This window comes from Enterobacter sp. BIDMC 26, assembly GCF_000534435.1.
GTDB classification, from domain to species: domain Bacteria; phylum Pseudomonadota; class Gammaproteobacteria; order Enterobacterales; family Enterobacteriaceae; genus Enterobacter; species Enterobacter ludwigii.
The window spans coordinates 590,957-608,646 of sequence record NZ_KI973182.1; the positions used below are offsets into that span (position 1 = coordinate 590,957).

Consider the following 17,690-nt stretch of genomic DNA (forward strand, 5'->3'; position numbering starts at 1 on the left):
ACATCCACTATCAGGCGCGCTTGGCGCGACGTTCAGCAATAAATGCCACCAGGAAAACAGCGCCAATCAGGTCAAAGAACCCCATGGCAATAAAGAGCGGGTTAAAGCCGATTTTGTCGGCGGTCACTCCAATTAACAGAGAGAACAGGAAGCTGGCGATCCAGGCCGCCGAGCCGCGCATGCCGTTAACGGTCGCCATCTGACCTTTATCAAATGACTCCACGACCAGGGCGCTGAGCATGCAGGAGATGATCTGATGCCCGAAACCGCCGATGGAGATCAGCACGATGGTGATATACGGGTCGCGGGTAATGGCCACGACGGCCAGGGAGATCATCAGGAATGCCCCGGTGACGGAGCTGGCCACCACCGAGTTCACACGGCTGCAGCCGAACAGTCGGGCATACAGACGGGTGAGGTAGCCGCTTGCCACGCTGCCGAGGTCCGCGGCAAGGAACGGCAGCCAGGCAAACATCGCAATCTGCTTCAAATCCATGCCGTGCTCTTTGGCGAGATACAGCGGAACCCAGAAGCTCAGCACGGCCCAGGCCGGTTCGGCCATAAACGCCGGAAGGGCGATACCGTAGAAGCGCTTATTTTTGGAGACATTTTTCAGCGCGGTGAGGAAGGGCAGTTTTACCGCAGGCGGTTCGTTATCCTGCTTGATAAACGCCAGCTCGTCCTTGCTCAGGTTCGGATGCTGTTCCGGGTTGTGGTAAAAAGCCCACCAGAGGATCACCCACAGCAGCGCCAGCACGCCGGTAAACATAAACGCGCCCTGCCAGCCAAACGAGGCGTGCGCGAAATAGATGATGGGCGGTGCCAGCATCGCGCCAATGGAGAACCCTACGCCCGCCCAACCGGCCGCGACAGGACGTTCCGATTTCGGGAACCATTCGCCAATGGTTTTCGCATTCGCCGGCGTGGCGGCCGCTTCAGAAGCACCCATAAAGAAGCGCAGAATAGCCAGGTGCAGCCAGCTGCCCGCCCCGGCGTGGAAAATACACATCAGCGCCCAGATCCCGGCGCAAACCATAAAGCCAATCTTCAGACCAATCACGTCGATCAACCAGCCGCACAGAGGCTGGAAAATGGTGTAGGCAATCTGAAATGCCCCGACGATCCAGGAGTATTGCTCGGTGGTGATCCCAAGGCTCTCTTTCAACTCAGGGGCGAGAATACCCAGCGAGTTTCGGGTGATGTAGTTAACGGTGACGCCCAGTAAGAACAGCACCAGCACATACCAGCGCAGGTTCTTAATGACGCGACGGGTTTTGCTTGTCGCAACGGTATTATTGATGTCCTGACTCATTTTACTCTCCACAAGACGGACGGTAAGGGGACGGAGGTTCAGGTGTCACACAGATTTTTATGGCTTTGATTTCTATCCGTTTTAATTTAGAAGTTGCTATACAACTAGTATGGAAGTGGTGTGACAAATTCACCTTAAGGGAGAAAATGAGCAGGCAATAGTGGATTTTGTGCAAAATTTCTCATCAATGACATAAATCATCTGGCATGATGCTTTTTATGCCCGTTACTGCCTGATGAGTACGCTATGAAAATTTTTTCATTTCGCAAATGGAGCTAGATCACAAAATGGACAAAAGGCTAAAAATCACCGAAATTGCCGCCCGCACGCAGCTCTCCATCAGCACCGTGTCGCGGGTGCTGGCAGGAAAAGCGAACACCAGTGAAAAAGCGCGCGCCAGGGTACTGGCCTGTGCGCGGGAGCTGGGAGTGATGGACGGTCTGGCGGCGGGGCGTCTGCTGCTCAACAGCCTGGTGGTTTTTGCGCCACAGCGCGCCTTTGACGAGCGGTCCGACATCTTTTACTACCGCGTGATCCAGAGCGTGAGTAAAGGCCTTGCTTCCCACGATGTCCGTCTGCGTTATTGCGCGCTGGAGGAGAATGACAGCGACGCACAGCTTTTTCTGGCACGGATGAACGAGCCGGAGACACAGGCCGCTATTCTTCTCGGTATCGACGATCCGCATATCCACGATCTGGCGGTGGATGTGGGTAAACCCTGCATGCTGATTAACTGCCGCGACCGGCATATGCGCCTGCCTGCAGTGGCACCGGACCACCGCTCGATAGGTGAGCGGGCCGCGGACTATCTGTTTGAAATGGGACACCGTGAGGTGATGAATGTCCTCTGCCTGCGGCGTTACACCATGGAACTGCGTCTGGCCGGGATCCGCGATGCGTGGCAATCTCACAACCTGAAATTCAACGATAAACGCGATCTGCTGGTGGCTCCGAGCTTCAGCGCGCGTGAAACGGAAGAGCTGGTCACCTCCTGGCTCCGTCAAATGCAGGGTAAGGATCTGCCCACCGCATTTTTGGTCGGCGGCGATTTTATGGCGGCGGGCACCATCAGTGCGCTGCAAAAACAGGGCTTGCGCGTGCCGCAGGATATCTCGGTGATGAGCATTGACGGGTTTAATCTGGCGGCCATTCAGGATGTTCCGCTCACGGCGGTGCACGTACCGCGCGATGAACTGGGAACCGAAGCGGTGCATATGCTTCAGCAACGGCTGATGCGCCCGGATGCGCCGGTGGGAACATTATTGCTTAACGGCACGCTGGCCGTGCGGGGATCTGTCCGGCGGATACGTCAGGGGAAACGACGCACCGCCGTGGAGCGGGAAGGGTTATACGACAGTTAAGCCATACCCAGTGCACGCTTGCCGTGAATATTCAGATCGTTCACGGTAAAGCGGTCCTGCCAGTTTTTTTCATAATCTTCGCGCGGGAAATCGCCCGGCGATGCACCGGTTTCCAGTGCTGCTTTCACTTTTTTCGCATAGGCGAGGTTTTTCTCGCACATCGGGGCGGCAGGGATATACATTACGTTGCCCCAGCCTTGCTGATTTTCCACCGGTGCAACGGAGTGGATGACGTCACAGTGCCACCACACGGAATCGCCTGCTTCCAGTGCAGGAATGCTGCTCAGCGCTTCGATTAGCAGCGGATGCCATTTCTCGGAGACCGGCAGGACACGTCCCGGCGCGACGCCGCAGAGTTCATCTTCCGGGACATCATCCAGCAGCGGACGCAGCAGAATGTAGGCCATCGCTTCCGGAATAGGCACCACATGCAGCAACCCCTGACCCGGGATCATATCTGACAGCGCCGTCCAGCCCTGGAAGGTACGGAATACAGAACATTTTGTGGTGTTATCCACGGTGTACTCTTCCACTTCGGTACGGTGTGCGGCGTTCCACGGATCGTATTTATCCACGTTGCCGTCAAAAACGCGGGCAAAGACCTGCTGATAGGCCGGCAGCAGCCAGCGTTCCAGCGCGCCGGAATCGGTATGCGCACCCAGCCCTTTAGAGGTAGTACCCGGTGGGCGACGACGAATACGGTCCGGATAAATGACGCTGACGTCCGGATCGAACCACTGTTTGCCATTACTCTCGAAGGTCCATAAACGGTTCAGGAACGACTGTACCTGCGCCATCTCTTCACTCTGGCGGGCCTGCATTTGCGCCTGCGACCAGTAGATAGGATAAATTTCCGGACGTGAGGCGGTTAAGGTACCAAAGAAGTTATCGCCCGGACCTTTATAGACCTCATCAAACCGGTTGAGATCGAGGTAGTCGAGCATCGATTGATCCCACGCCAGCGCCTGCTCGCGAGGGAAGTGACCTTTAATCACCGCGCAGCCACGGCGTTTGACCGCGTCACGCTGTGCCTGGGTGATCGTCCCGTTTTTCACATCCGCAAACGGGATAACCGGCCAGACGGTTTCACCTTTGTTCTTCAGGGCATTAATTTCCGCCACGCGGGTCGCGATTTTATCGCTGAGCGTGTCGAATACCGCCTGAACGTCTCCGATCTGCGCACGTAATTCACGCTTCAACTGACGAATCGCTGCTTTATGGTCCGCAGGCAAACTTTCACTGGTAAACGTCATAACTGCCTCGCATCTTTCATTCGAAAGTAAAAATATCTACAAGTGATACTTTAAGTTAAAAATTAGTTAATGCAAGTTTAAATATTTGACGTGTGCCACAGGATGGAAAAAGAGTGAGGTGCCGGAGCAGTGCTCCGGCAAGAGAGAGATTACGCGTCGAACGGGGAGTGGTCGTCAAGCACGGCCTGAATCACATTCAGTGCGCCCTGGTGGTTGTTGTCATCCGTGCTGTAGCGGCAGATCGTTTTGATGCTCTGCGCCGCGTTGCCCATGGCAAAATTGTATTTCACCAGCTTCAGCATTTCCGCATCGTTGCCGCTGTCCCCGATTGCCACGCACGCCTGCGGCGAGATTTTCCAGCGCTTCAGCAGACGGCTAATGCCGTTGGCTTTGTGCAGGCCCGGGATAATCAAATCGACAAACCCAAAACCGCTGGTGACGGGTTTCATAATCCCGTCGAGGGAGACGTGCAGTTTGTCGACAAGATTCGGGATATCGCTGTCCGGCAAATTCAGGGAGAATTTGAACAGCACGTCGTCAATTTCGCGGTAATCACGGATGCGTTTTAAGCGGTGGTAGTGCTTTGACATGAGCGCCACAAACGCGTCCGGCGCCCGTTCGCTGACGTAGGCGCTCTCCAGCCCACAGGCCACAAAGTTGAGAGCGTTGTCTTTCAGCAACTCGCCAATGACAATTTGCGACTCATGGCGGGTCAGTTCACCGTGAAAAATCTGCTCACCGTGATCGAACACCAGCGCGCCATTTTCCGCCACGAAGGAGATCTGATCTTTCAGTTCCGGGAAGAAGGAGATGAGCTGGTAATACTGGTTGCCGCTGGCGACAACAAATTCAATATTACGGGTTTTAAGCTGCTCAAACTGTGCCTGAAAGCGGTCGCGGTCGTACTGCTTGGCATCATCAAGGAAAGTTCCGTCCATATCGGTGACGATAACTTTTACGGTCATACTGTGCTCCTGAGTCACTGCGTTTGAAACATTCTAATAACAAGGTGACGGAGAGCACAAATTTAATTTCATTCGAAAGTCAAAGCAAAGCGGCAACCGAAATTGCCGCTTAAAGACAGGTTCCCTCTCCTTGATGGGAGAGGGCATAAGTCTGAAAAGAGTTAAAGCGTGTGCTCGGTACGCGCAATAATATCGTCCTGCGCATCCGGCGACAGGGCGGTAAAGAACGCGGAGTACCCTGCGACGCGCACCACCAGGTCACGATACTGGTCCGGGTGTTTCTTCGCTTCCAGCAGCGTTTCACGCGAAACGATGTTGTACTGAATATGCCAGCCTTTGTGCACTTCAAAGAAGGTACGCAGAAGCACCATCAGTTTCTGACGGTCACTGTCATTTTCCAGCGTCGAAGGATTGAGCTTCTGGTTTAACAGTACCCCGCCGAGGATCGCTTCGGTTGGCAGTTTGCCGACAGAGCCAATTACCGCCGTCGGGCCGAGGTGGTCAGTACCGGAGGCCGGGCTGGCTCCTTCTGCCAGCGGAGTATGCGCCTTACGTCCATCCGGGGTTGCCATCGTTGCCGCGCCAAACGGCACGTTCGCGGAGATAGATGACGTGCCGGCATAGTAGTTACCGCCAATCGGACCACGGCCATAGCGCGGGTTATGGTACTGCTTCAGCTCGGCGATATAGGTTTCGTAGGCACGGGTCAGCAGCATATCCACGCTGTCGTCATCGTTACCGTATTTTGGCGCGCCGTTGATCAGCCGCTGACGCAGCTGCTCGTGGGTCAGCCCGTCGAAATCATCGGCCAGAGCGGCGGCCAGCTGTTGCTGACCTATCGTACCCTGTTCGAAGACCAGTTTTTTCACCGCGGCCAGGCTGTTGCCCAGGTTAGCAATACCCACCTGCAGGCCTGACACCCAGTCATACTTCGCGCCGCCTTGTTTGATGCTTTTCGCGCGTTCTATACAGTCATCCACCAGCGCTGAGCAGAGAATATCGGGGACGTTCTCTTCCAGCATCGTGTCCACCACATACTCAATCTCGATAGATTTGCGGGTGTAGTAGCGGATCTGGGTATCCCACGCTGCCATCACCTCTTCGAAGTTATCGAAGTTACCGGCAGAGAGTGCTTTCTCCTGTGGCAGGAATACCTTACCGCTGGTGGCATCGCGGCCGCCTTCCAGCGCTGCCAGCATCACGCGGGCGAAGTTGATAAAGCTCATGCCGGTGCAGCGATAACCCCATTTGCCACCCACTGCGGTTTCGATGCAGCCAATCGCGGCATAGTCATAGGCATCCTCTTTTTCGACGCCGAGCTTGATAAATTCCGGAATGACAATCTCATCGTTGTTGAACGCGGGCATACCAAAGCCGCAGCGGATCACCTGCACGCAGGCGTCGAGGAAGTCATTGCTCATGCCCGCATGATAACGCACGCTCAGGTTTGGCTGCGTGGAGCGCAGGCGACCGCAGGATTCCAGAATCGCGTAGCTGAGCGGGTTGACCGCGTCCATAGGCTCACCGTTGATCAGCGTCTGTCCACCGATGGTGACGTTCTGATACAGCGGGCTACCCGCTGAAGCTTTGGAGTGCGAACCGGAGCGGATTTTGTTCACTTCCAGCAGCTTCAGCCAGCAGCTGTGCAGCAGCTCGATGGCATGTTCGCGGTCGAGGCTCTGGTTCAGCTCCACGTCGCGGCGGTAGTACGGATAGAGGTACTGGTCCATGCGGGCAAACGAGACGGAGTGGCCGTTGGACTCAATCTGCAGAATCAGCTGAATGAAGTAGCACAGCTGCAGCGCCTGCCAGAAGGTTGTTGGCGGCTGATGGGCGATTACATCACAGTTTTCTGCCATCGCCAGCAGCTCGTCGCGACGGCTTTCACGGGATTCGGTTGCCGCCATTTCACGCGCCAGCGCGGCGAAACGTTCGATGTGCAGGCTGACCGCTTCCAGCACAATATCGATCGCTTTCAGGAACTGTTCCCCGTGAAGGTCGTCGAGCACCGTCAGGTTGATACGCGAACGACGCTCGGCCACTTTGTCGCGCAGACCATCGAGGCCTTTCTCCAGCAGCAGCGGGAAGTTAACCGCCAGGTGTGCGTCGCCGGAGGTCATGTTACCTTCCGCTTTGATAATGCCGGTTTCCAGCAGCCCTTTTTGCTCGTCGGTGAACATGCCGTAGCAGCGATCCTGCACCGTCTGGCCGCGCCACCATGGGCAGATCTCATGCAATACGCGCTTGTTTTCTTCGCTCACCGCAAAGCCTGCGCCCGGACGGTCCGCCAGATCGTCAATCTCTTTTTCAATCCACGAGACGGTGTATTCCGGGAAAATTGGCGCGGCGCGGACTTCACTGGCCTGGTTACCGATGATCAGCTCATCGTGTTTTATCCAGATGGTGCGCTGCGCGAGGTGATGCGCCAGCGCCAGCGCGCGACGCACCGGGATCGGCTTGTCCATATGCTGCTGGTACATCTCGGTGTAATGCAGGGCGCGCTCGGTACAGACCGGCGGCTTCACGATATGCACCAGGGCCGTTTTGTGTGCTTTTATGCGCTCGCTAAGGGTGCTGAGATTCAGGGTCGTCATAAGTTTATCCTCGTAAGGTCGCGGTTAACCCTTTCTGGCAGGCGTACTGCTGTGCGAAGTCCAGAAGCGCAGGATCATCCAGCGGTTTATCAGGGGCAGAGTAGGGTTGGCCGAGCAGGGTATATTTGTTCATGCCCAGCGTGTGGTACGGCAGAAAATGGATCTCGCGGACGTTGAGTTCGTCTGCGGCAAAGTTAGTGATGGCGGTAATCGACGCTTCATCGGCGTTGAAGCCCTGAATCAGCGGTACGCGGATGGTGACCTGTTTCCCGGCGGCGGCCAGGCGTTTCAGGTTATCAAGGATCCGTTTGGCGGAACCGTCGGTCCACTGTTTGAACGTCCTGCCATCAACGTGTTTCAGGTCCGCCAGGAACAGATCGACATACGGTAATGAGGGTGCAATATAATGCCATGGCACGTGGAGACAGCTTTCCACGGCGGTATGTATGCCTTGCTCATGGCTGGCTTTAAACAGGGCATGAGCCAGATCGGGATTCATAAACGGTTCACCGCCGGACAGGGTTATCCCGCCGCCGCTGCGGTCATAGAACGGTTTGTCGCGCAGTACGGTGGACATAATCTCTTCAACCTGCTTTTCTTCACCACAGACGGTGAGCGCCTGCGTCGGGCAGCAGTCGGTGAGGGCGTCGAGAGTCTTTTCGTTAAGCTTTTCACGGTGGATAACCAGCCCATTCAGCGCACGATCGATAATGCCCGGCGCCGCTTTCTGGCACAGGTCGCAGCCTTCCAGGCACAGCCGTGCGTCAAAGAGCACATCCCGGTGGCGGGAGCGGCTTTCCGGATTCTGGCACCAGCGACAGCCCAGCGAGCAGCCTTTCAGGAACACAACGGTACGAATACCGGGGCCATCGTGGGTAGAGTAACGCTGAATATTGAAGATCATGTTTTCGCCTCTCATCTTGCATATGAAGATTAAATTACTTTCGAATGAAAGTTATCTTGATGCAGGTCAACTCCTGAGCAGGTTTTGTCGTGATAGGGTAAGTGCAGGCTAAATTTGAGGGTTACATCATGGAACTTTATCTCGATACTTCCGACGTCGCGGCAGTGAAACGGCTGGCGCGTATCTTCCCGCTGGCGGGCGTGACCACGAACCCCAGTATCGTGGCGGCAGGGAAAACGCCGCTCGAGGCGCTGCTACCGGCGCTGCAGGATGCGCTCGGTGGGAAAGGTCGCCTGTTCGCGCAGGTCATGGCGACCACCGCTGAAGGGATGGTGGAAGAGGCGCGTAAACTGCGCACCATTATCAACGACCTGGTGGTAAAAGTGCCGGTAACGGCGGAAGGCCTGGCGGCGATCAAAATGCTGAAAGCGGAAGGGATCCCGACGCTGGGTACGGCGGTGTACGGTGCAGCACAAGGGATGCTGTCCGCGCTGGCGGGCGCTGAGTATGTTGCCCCTTACGTTAACCGCGTGGACGCGCAGGGCGGGGACGGGATCCAGACGGTGGTTGAACTGCAGCAGCTTCTGACGCTGCATGCCCCGCAGTCAAAAGTGCTGGCCGCGAGCTTCAAAACGCCGCGTCAGGCACTGGACTGCCTGCTGGCAGGTTGTGAATCCATCACCCTGCCGCTGGATGTTGCTCAGCAGTTTATTACTTCGCCTGCGGTGGATGCGGCAATAGTAAAGTTTGAGCAGGACTGGCAAGGGGCGTTTGGCAGAACGACGCTCTGATACGGTTGCCGGGTTATGCTAACGCTTGCCCGGCTACCATTTAGCGTCCGCATACCTCACAGCCGGGGTTGCGCATCAGTTTCATCTCGCGGAACTGGCAGGTCATCGCGTCATACATCACGATTTTCCCCGCGGCAGGCGTCCCGTAATGCGCCAGCACTTTGATCGCTTCCATAGCCTGCAACGAACCTATGACGCCGACTAACGGAGCCATGACGCCCGCCTCCACGCAGGTGAGGGCGTTCTCGCCAAACAGACGGCTCAGGCAGCGATAGCAGGGTTCGCCCCCGGCGTAGGTAAAGACGCTGATTTGGCCTTCCATTCGAATGGCGGCACCGGAGACCAGCGGCGTTTTGTGGGCAAAACATCCTGCATTCAACTGATTGCGAATGGTGACGTTATCGGTACAGTCCAGCACCAGATCGTGTCGTGCTATCTGTGCCGACAGCGCCTCATCATCCAGCAGGGCGTCAATCAGGGTGAACTTCACGTTAGGATTGATGCGCGCCAGCGCCGCGCGGGCAGATTCCACTTTTGGCTGGCCGAGGGTCGCGTCGCTGTGCAGTGTCTGGCGCTGAAGGTTCGACACTGACACGGTATCAAAATCCAGCAGCGTCATATTGCCCACCCCCGCCGCAGCCAGATACTGGGCCGCAGCGCAGCCCAGCCCCCCCAGCCCCACGACCAGCACCCGTGCTGCCTTAAGCGCTTCCTGGCCGTCGAAATCAAAACCGCGCAGAACAATCTGGCGGTTATAGCGCATCATCTCCTGGTCGCTGAGTTCAGCCGTCATGTTAGCCTCCGAAGAGGTGGTTAAAGCTTTCCACCTCAACCCATTCACCCGGCTCCACGCTGCCGCGTTCACGCTCGAGAACGATAAAGCAGTTGCCCTGGCTGAACGAGCTGAAGATGTGCGAGCCCTGGTGTCCGGTGGTGCTCACTTCCAGCTCGCCTTCAGCGTTGCGCGTCAGAATACCGCGCTGGAAATCAAGACGGCCCGGTGATTTCTTCAGGCGCGTCGCCGCTCGTACGCGCTGGCGAACCGGCAGCGGGTGGGCCTGGTTACCAGACAGTTTTGCCAGCAGCGGAATCACCAGCTGGTAGAAGGTCAGGGCGGCGGAAACCGGGTTACCCGGCAGGCCGCAGAACCAGCTGTGTTTCAGCTGACCAAACGCGAACGGTTTGCCCGGCTTGATGGCCAGTTTCCAGAAGCCGATCTCCCCCAGCTCTTCAAGAATGGTTTTGGTGTAATCCGCTTCACCTACGGAAACGCCGCCGGAGCTAATTACCACGTCCGCCGACCGGTCCGCTTCAATAAACGCGGCGCGCAGTTTCTCCGGATCATCCGCAATGATGCCAAGGTTAATGACCTCACACCCCAGCTGTTCAAGCATCAGGTGTACCGCGAGGCGGTTAGTGTCGTAAATCTGGCCGTCCTGCAGTGGCTGGCCCGGAAGCTGGAGTTCATCGCCTGTGGAAAAGACCGCCACGCGTACCTTGCGGATAACGTCAATTTCTGCGATGCCGAGCGAGGCCAGCACCGGCAGTTCGCCCACCGTCAGTTTCTGCCCGGCGGCAAATACCGTTGCGCCACGCGTGATGTCTTCACCGGTACGACGGATATTCTGTCCCGCTTTAACACTCGCGGTGAAGCGGATGCCCGCTTCCGTTTGTTCGGTCTCTTCCTGCATCACCACCGCTTCGCAGCCTGGCGGTACGGGGGCACCGGTCATGATGCGTATGCAGCTACCCGCAGGCCACTCACCGTTAAATGGCTGACCGGCAAATGCCTTACCCGCCACGGGCAGCGCCGTATCCGTCCGGATATCCGCCAGGCGTACCGCGTAGCCGTCCATTGCGGAGTTATCGAACCCAGGCACGTTAAGAGGAGAGACGATATCGCGCGCGGCAATACGACCAAAACAGCGCACCAATGGCAGCGTCTCGTGGTCGTGCAGGGGGGAAATTCGGTCAAGCATCTGCGTGAGTGCCGCCTCAAGCGGCATCAGTCCGGCGGTAAAATCCATGGTGGGCTCCTGCGGAGTAACGACGAAAGCGTCCATTATGGCAGAAAAGTGCCACTAACTGTATGACCCGATGGGTGTACGCTTTACATCACAGTTGCGTCTTTCTATATTCAAAAATCATCTGAAGTTTCAGCGACGATAATGATATTTATAGAAAAAGCCGCAAATCAGGCTAACGGGTGATGGGAATGGTTAATGCGGTAATCGCAATTCATGGTGGCGCCGGGGCAATCACCCGTGCCCTGCTCAGTCCCGAGCAGGAAAAACGTTATATTGATGCGCTGTATGCCATTGTGGAAACGGGCCAGCGGATGCTGGAGGCGGGCGAGAGCGCGCTGGATGTGGTTACCGAGGCGGTACGTCTGCTGGAAGAGTGCCCGTTGTTTAACGCGGGCATTGGTTCGGTCTTTACCCGCGATGAAACGCACGAGCTGGATGCCTGCGTCATGGACGGTGTCACCCTTAAAGCGGGCGCCGTCGCGGGGGTGAGCCATCTGCGTAATCCGGTGCTGGCCGCGCGTCTGGTGATGGAGGCGAGCCCGCATGTTCTTCTGACCGGGGCCGGGGCGGAGACGTTTGCCGCGGAACATGGCATGACGCCAGTTTCTCCCGATCTGTTTTCAACGCCGGAGCGTTATCAACAGCTGCTTGAGGCGCGCTCGGCAAACGTGACGCAGCTTGACCATACCGCGCCGCTCGATGAGCGCAGCAAAATGGGCACGGTAGGGGCGGTGGCTCTTGATAAAGCCGGGAATCTGGCTGCGGCTACGTCGACCGGCGGAATGACCAACAAACTGCCGGGCCGGGTCGGTGACAGTCCATTGCCGGGGGCAGGGTGCTATGCCAATAACGCCACGGCGGCAGTGTCATGCACCGGAACCGGTGAAGTGTTTATTCGCGCCCTCGCGGCGTATGACATCACCGCGCTGATGGATTACGGCGGGTTAAGCCTGGCCGAAGCCTGTGAGCGCGTGGTGATGGAGAAACTGCCCGCACTGGGGGGTATCGGTGGGTTAATTGCGGTGGATCGTGAGGGCAACGTGGCATTGCCGTTTAACAGCGAAGGTATGTACCGCGCGTGGGGTTATGCCGGTGATGAACCCAGTACGGGGATCTATCGTGAATAAGGGGGCAAAGCGTGCCGCACAGTGAAGAGCTGGACAACCGTGAAGTGCTGGCTGTCCATCAACTGAATATTGCGTTTCAGGAAGAGCGGCAGTTCATCCCCGCAGTACAGAATTTATCGTTCTCGCTCAACCGCGGCGAAACGCTGGCGATTGTGGGCGAGTCCGGTTCAGGGAAATCGGTCACCGCACTGGCACTGATGCGCCTGCTGGAACAGACCGGCGGACAGGTCAGCTGCGAAAAAATGCTGCTGCGCCGGCGTAACCACCAGGTCATTGATTTAAATGAGCTGAGCGCCTCGCAGATGCAGAGCGTGCGCGGGGCCGATATTGCGATGATCTTCCAGGAGCCGATGACCTCGCTGAACCCGGTCTTTCCGGTCGGTGAACAGATTGCCGAGTCCATCCGCCTGCATCAGGGGTTGAGTGGTGATGAGGCGCTTCGTGAAGCGAAACGCATGCTTGACCTGGTACGCATACCGGAAGCGCAGGCCATTCTGGGACGCTACCCGCATCAGCTTTCTGGCGGTATGCGTCAGCGCGTCATGATTGCGATGGCGCTCTCCTGCCGTCCCGCGGTGCTGATTGCCGACGAACCCACGACGGCACTGGATGTGACTATTCAGGCGCAAATTCTGCAGCTTATCAAAGTGCTGCAGCAGGAGATGGAGATGGGGGTGATTTTCATCACCCACGATATGGGCGTGGTCGCCGATATTGCCGATCGCGTGCTGGTCATGCACAAGGGCAACGCCGTGGAAACCGGCACGGTTGAGCAAATTTTCCATGCGCCGGTTCATCCTTACACCAAAGCGCTGCTGGCGGCGGTTCCGCGGTTGGGGGCGATGAATGGCAGTGATTTACCGCGCCGGTTCCCGTTGATTTCTCTCGAAGCGGCAGGCCAGCAGGAAGATGAAATCGAGCAGGATACCGTGGTACCCGGCAAGCCGATTCTGGAAGTGCGCGATCTGGTGACCCGTTTTCCCCTGCGCAGCGGAATGTTTAACCGCGTGAAGCGCGAGGTGCATGCGGTTGAAAACGTCAGTTTTGATTTATGGCCAGGCGAAACGCTGGCGCTGGTGGGAGAGTCAGGCTGCGGCAAATCCACCACCGGGCGGGCGCTGCTCAGGCTGGTGGAGTCCCAGGAGGGCAGCATAACCTTTAACGGGGAACGCATTGATACCCTTCCGGACAGCAAACTGCAGGCGGTGAGGCGAGATATCCAGTTTATTTTCCAGGATCCGTATGCCTCCCTCGACCCGCGCCACACGGTGGGGTATTCACTTACGGAGCCGCTGCGGGTGCATAACCTGCTCGACGGTGAAGCCGCGCAGCGTCGGGTGGCCTGGCTGCTTGAGCGTGTGGGGCTGAAGCCAGAACATGCCTGGCGTTATCCGCACGAGTTTTCGGGCGGTCAGCGGCAGCGTATTTGCATTGCCCGCGCGCTGGCGCTTAACCCGAAAGTGGTGATTGCAGATGAATCCGTCTCGGCGCTGGATGTCTCTATCCGGGCGCAAATCATTAATTTACTGCTCGATCTGCAGCGGGATATGGGAATTGCCTTCCTCTTTATCTCACACGACATGGCGGTGGTTGAGCGTATCAGCCACCGTGTCGCGGTGATGTTTATGGGACAAATTGTGGAGATAGGACCGCGCAGGGCGGTATTTGAAAATCCACAGCACCCTTACACACGCAAGCTTATCGCCGCAGTGCCGGTTGCCGACCCTGAGCATCGCCACGGCCAGCGTGTGCTGCTGCAGGACGAAATGCCAAGCAATATTCGTAAACGGGGCGAGGCGGTGGAGCGCGTGGCGCTGCGCGAGGTTGGCCCGGGGCATTTTGTGGCCCCTCCGCGTCAGGACAATGCATTCTCGCGGTTATAACTTAAAACAGGCAGGAGAACACAATGGTTAAATTTGTAGCGCGCAAATGGTTACTCGCCGCGAGCGTGACGGCAGCCCTGGCCGCCGCGCCGGCGTTCGCTGCCAAAGATGTGGTGGTCGCCGTCGGTTCCAATTTCACCACGCTGGATCCGTATGATGCCAACGATACGCTCTCCCAGGCGGTGGCGAAATCGTTCTATCAGGGGCTGTTTGGCCTGGATAGCGAGATGAAACTTAAAAATGTGCTGGCGGAAGGGTATACCGTTTCCAGCGACGGGCTGGTGTATACCCTTAAGCTCAGAACCGGCGTGAAGTTCCAGGACGGTACAGATTTCAACGCGGAGGCGGTGAAGATAAACCTCGATCGCGCCAGCAACCCGGAAAATAGCCTCAAGCGCTACAACCTGTATAAAAACATCGCCAGCACCGAGGTGGTCGACCCGACGACGGTGAAGATCACTCTGAAAGAGCCGTTCTCGGCGTTTATCAATATTCTGGCGCATCCGGCCACGGCGATGATTTCGCCTGCCGCGCTGAAAAAATACGGCAAAGAGATCGGGTTCCATCCGGTGGGGACCGGCCCCTACGAGCTGCTCACCTGGAACCAGACCGACTTTGTGAAGGTTAAGAAGTTTGCGGGTTACTGGCAGCCGGGTCTGCCGAAGCTGGACACCATTACCTGGCGTCCGGTGGTGGACAACAACACCCGCGCGGCGATGCTGCAGACCGGCGAGGCGCAGTTCGCGTTCCCGATCCCCTATGAGCAAGCCGCCATTCTGCAGAAAAACAGCAAGCTGGAGCTGGTCGCCAGCCCGTCCATTATGCAGCGCTATATCAGCATGAACGTGACGCAAAAGCCGTTTGATAATCCAAAGGTGCGAGAGGCCATCAACTACGCCATTAACCGCCAGGCGCTGGTAAAAGTCGCCTTTGCTGGCTATGCCACGCCGGCTACCGGCGTGCTGCCTCCGGCGATCGCCTATTCGCAAAACTATCAACCGTGGCCTTACGATCCGGCCAAAGCGCGTGAGCTGTTAAAAGAGGCGGGCTTCCCGAACGGCTTTAGCACCACGCTCTGGTCGTCGCATAATCACAGTACCGCTCAGAAGGTGCTGCAATTTACCCAGCAGCAGCTGGCGCAGGTAGGTATCAAGGCGCAGGTCACCGCGATGGATGCCGGTCAGCGTGCGGCTGAAGTGGAAGGGAAAGGGCAGAAAGAGAGCGGCGTACGGATGTTCTACACCGGCTGGTCGGCCTCTACCGGTGAAGCGGACTGGGCGCTGTCGCCGCTGTTCGCCTCACAGAACTGGCCGCCGACCCTGTTCAATACGGCCTTCTACAGCAACCCGAAGGTGGATAAAGACCTGGCGGATGCCCTGAAAACGACCAAACCGGAAGAGAAAGCGCGCCTGTATAAAGAGGCGCAGGATATCATCTGGAAAGAGTCACCGTGGGTACCGCTGGTGGTGGAAAAACTGGTTTCCGCGCATAACAAAGCGCTGACCGGGTTCTACATCATGCCGGATACGGGCTTTAGCTTTGATGAAGCAGATTTAAAATAATACTCATGCCCGCAGGCCACCGCCTGTGGGATGAGAGGGAAAGGCATGCTGAATTATGTTTGTAAACGCCTGTTGGGGCTTATCCCGACGCTGCTGATTGTGGCGGTGCTGGTGTTTTTGTTTGTTCATATGCTGCCGGGCGATCCGGCACGTCTGGTTGCAGGGTCAGATGCGGATGCAACGGTTATCGCGCTGGTGCGAAAACAACTGGGCCTCGACCAGCCTTTGTATATGCAGTTTCTCCACTATATTGGCAACGTTCTGCAGGGTGACTTTGGCACTTCTATGGTGTCACGTCGTCCGGTTTCGGAAGAGATTGCCAGCCGCTTTATGCCCACGTTCTGGTTAACCATTGCCAGCATGAGCTGGGCGGTGCTGTTTGGTCTTGGCGCAGGAATTGTCGCTGCCGTCTGGCGCAACCGCTGGCCGGATAAGCTGGGTATGGCTCTGGCCGTCACGGGCATTTCCTTCCCGGCATTTGCACTGGGGATGCTGCTGATGCAGATATTCTCCGTGGAGCTGGGCTGGCTGCCGACGGTCGGGGCCGACACCTGGAAACACTACATTCTGCCCTCGATGACGCTGGGCGCGGCCGTTGCGGCCGTGATGGCCCGCTTTACCCGCGCCTCGTTCGTTGACGTGCTGAGCGAAGATTATATTCGCACCGCCCGGGCGAAAGGGGTCAGCGAGAAATGGGTCATCCTCAAACACGGCTTTCGTAACGCGATGATCCCGGTGGTGACGATGATGGGGCTCCAGTTTGGTTTTCTGCTGGGCGGCTCGATTGTGGTAGAGAAAGTCTTTAACTGGCCGGGGCTGGGACGTCTTTTGGTGGATTCAGTCGAAATGCGTGATTACCCGGTTATTCAGGCCGAAGTCCTGCTTTTCTCACTGGAATTTATTCTTATCAACTTAGTGGTGGATGTGCTCTACGCCGCCATTAACCCGGCCATCAGGTATAAGTAAAATGCGATTGTTGAACTGGCGTCGTCAGGCCATGTTAAACGCTATGCCGGGGCTAAAGCCGGACCATATCCGCACGCCCTGGTCTGAATTCTGGCGGCGTTTTCGCCGTCAGCCGGTCGCCATGACGGCGGGGCTGTTTGTCCTGCTGCTGATTGTGGTGGCGGTCATTGCGCCGTGGGTCGCACCGTTTGATGCGGAAAACTATTTTGATTACGACCGTCTCAATGATGGACCGTCGATGCTGCACTGGTTCGGCGTGGACTCGCTTGGGCGCGACATCTTCAGCCGCGTGCTGGTGGGGGCGCAGATCTCTCTCGCCGCCGGGGTTTTTGCGGTACTGATTGGCGCGGCAATCGGCACCGTGCTGGGTCTGGTCGCCGGATATTACGAAGGCTGGTGGGACCGCATCATCATGCGTATCTGCGACGTGTTGTTTGCCTTCCCGGGCATTCTGCTGGCGATTGCGGTAGTGGCGATAATGGGCAGCGGTATGGCTAACGTCATTATTGCGGTTGCGGTCTTCTCAATACCGGCGTTTGCGCGTCTGGTGCGAGGCAACACGCTGGTGCTCAAACAGCAAACCTTTATTGAGTCTGCGCGCAGCATGGGGGCCAGCGATGCCACTATCCTGTTCAGCCATATTCTGCCGGGGACGGTGTCGTCTATCGTGGTCTATTTTACCATGCGTATCGGCGTGTCGATTATCTCGGCGGCCAGCCTGTCGTTTCTGGGGCTGGGTGCGCAACCGCCTACACCGGAGTGGGGCGCGATGCTGAATGAAGCAAGAGCGGACATGGTCATTGCACCGCACGTGGCCATCTTCCCGAGCCTGGCCATTTTCCTGACCGTGCTGGCGTTTAACCTGCTGGGTGACGGGTTACGCGACGCGCTGGATCCGAGGATTAAGGGGTAGGATGGAAACCCTCTCCCGGCGGGAGAGGGTGA

14 protein-coding genes are annotated in these 17,690 nt (G+C 57.2%); 7 read left to right on the forward strand and 7 right to left on the reverse strand.

What is annotated here, in order from left to right; all coding sequences use genetic code 11:
• Positions 1-10 precede the first annotated feature (10 nt).
• Positions 11-1,312 carry an MFS transporter gene (locus L462_RS20460; protein ID WP_020884899.1) on the reverse strand — a complete coding sequence of 434 codons (1,302 nt, stop codon included), beginning with the start codon at positions 1,310-1,312 and terminating at the stop codon, positions 11-13.
• 287 nt (positions 1,313-1,599) lie between these two features.
• Here L462_RS20460 and L462_RS20455 point away from each other — a divergent pair, with 287 nt between their 5' ends.
• Positions 1,600-2,673 (forward strand): LacI family DNA-binding transcriptional regulator, encoded by a 1,074-nt coding sequence (locus L462_RS20455; protein ID WP_025204616.1) that lies wholly within the window; start codon positions 1,600-1,602, stop codon positions 2,671-2,673.
• Here the strand turns inward: L462_RS20455 and L462_RS20450 are convergent.
• The 4 genes from L462_RS20450 to L462_RS20435 all read right to left on the reverse strand — a co-directional run bounded on the left by L462_RS20450 (position 2,670) and on the right by L462_RS20435 (position 8,389).
• Entirely contained in the window at positions 2,670-3,926 is a 1,257-nt protein-coding gene (locus L462_RS20450) for a DUF1479 domain-containing protein (RefSeq protein ID WP_014169275.1), read from the reverse strand. The two genes, L462_RS20455 and L462_RS20450, sit on opposite strands and share 4 nt — an antisense overlap.
• Before the next feature lie 149 nt (positions 3,927-4,075).
• Complete coding sequence (locus tag L462_RS20445) at positions 4,076-4,891, reverse strand: Cof-type HAD-IIB family hydrolase (RefSeq protein WP_032677742.1); 816 nt, start codon at positions 4,889-4,891, stop codon at positions 4,076-4,078.
• Between the two features lie 161 nt (positions 4,892-5,052).
• Entirely contained in the window at positions 5,053-7,485 is a 2,433-nt protein-coding gene (locus L462_RS20440) for a formate C-acetyltransferase/glycerol dehydratase family glycyl radical enzyme (protein ID WP_025204613.1), read from the reverse strand.
• A 4-nt stretch (positions 7,486-7,489) separates the two neighbouring features.
• Positions 7,490-8,389 (reverse strand): glycyl-radical enzyme activating protein, encoded by a 900-nt coding sequence (locus L462_RS20435; protein WP_032677743.1) that lies wholly within the window; start codon positions 8,387-8,389, stop codon positions 7,490-7,492.
• Between the two features lie 128 nt (positions 8,390-8,517).
• On the opposite strand from L462_RS20435, the gene fsa reads away from it, so the two are divergent.
• Entirely contained in the window at positions 8,518-9,180 is a 663-nt protein-coding gene (gene fsa / locus L462_RS20430) for a fructose-6-phosphate aldolase (RefSeq protein WP_020884894.1), read from the forward strand.
• A gap of 40 nt (positions 9,181-9,220) precedes the next feature.
• Here the strand turns inward: fsa and moeB are convergent, their stop codons facing one another.
• Together moeB and moeA are read right to left on the reverse strand one after the other, a co-directional pair.
• A complete protein-coding gene (moeB, locus tag L462_RS20425) occupies positions 9,221-9,973 on the reverse strand; it encodes a molybdopterin-synthase adenylyltransferase MoeB (RefSeq protein ID WP_032677744.1) in 753 nt (250 codons plus the stop codon).
• A 1-nt stretch (position 9,974) separates the two neighbouring features.
• On the reverse strand, positions 9,975-11,207 hold the full coding sequence (gene moeA, locus L462_RS20420) for a molybdopterin molybdotransferase MoeA (protein ID WP_032677745.1): 1,233 nt from the start codon (positions 11,205-11,207) through the stop codon (positions 9,975-9,977).
• Between the two features lie 188 nt (positions 11,208-11,395).
• Here moeA and iaaA point away from each other — a divergent pair, with 188 nt between their 5' ends.
• Genes iaaA through gsiD form a run of 5 tightly spaced genes read left to right on the forward strand, consistent with a single transcriptional unit; the run spans position 11,396 to position 17,658 of the window.
• Entirely contained in the window at positions 11,396-12,334 is a 939-nt protein-coding gene (gene iaaA, locus L462_RS20415) for a beta-aspartyl-peptidase (RefSeq protein ID WP_032679658.1), read from the forward strand.
• Between the two features lie 11 nt (positions 12,335-12,345).
• Positions 12,346-14,217 (forward strand): glutathione ABC transporter ATP-binding protein GsiA, encoded by a 1,872-nt coding sequence (gsiA, locus tag L462_RS20410; RefSeq protein WP_032677746.1) that lies wholly within the window; start codon positions 12,346-12,348, stop codon positions 14,215-14,217.
• A 23-nt stretch (positions 14,218-14,240) separates the two neighbouring features.
• The gene (gsiB, locus tag L462_RS20405) at positions 14,241-15,779 is read left to right on the forward strand and encodes a glutathione ABC transporter substrate-binding protein GsiB (protein ID WP_032677748.1); all 1,539 of its coding nucleotides are present in this window, start codon (positions 14,241-14,243) and stop codon (positions 15,777-15,779) included.
• A gap of 45 nt (positions 15,780-15,824) precedes the next feature.
• Entirely contained in the window at positions 15,825-16,745 is a 921-nt protein-coding gene (gsiC, locus tag L462_RS20400; RefSeq protein ID WP_020884889.1) for a glutathione ABC transporter permease GsiC, read from the forward strand.
• Between the two features lies 1 nt (position 16,746).
• Positions 16,747-17,658 carry a glutathione ABC transporter permease GsiD gene (gene gsiD / locus L462_RS20395; protein ID WP_020884888.1) on the forward strand — a complete coding sequence of 304 codons (912 nt, stop codon included), beginning with the start codon at positions 16,747-16,749 and terminating at the stop codon, positions 17,656-17,658.
• The last annotated feature ends 32 nt before the right edge of the window (positions 17,659-17,690 follow it).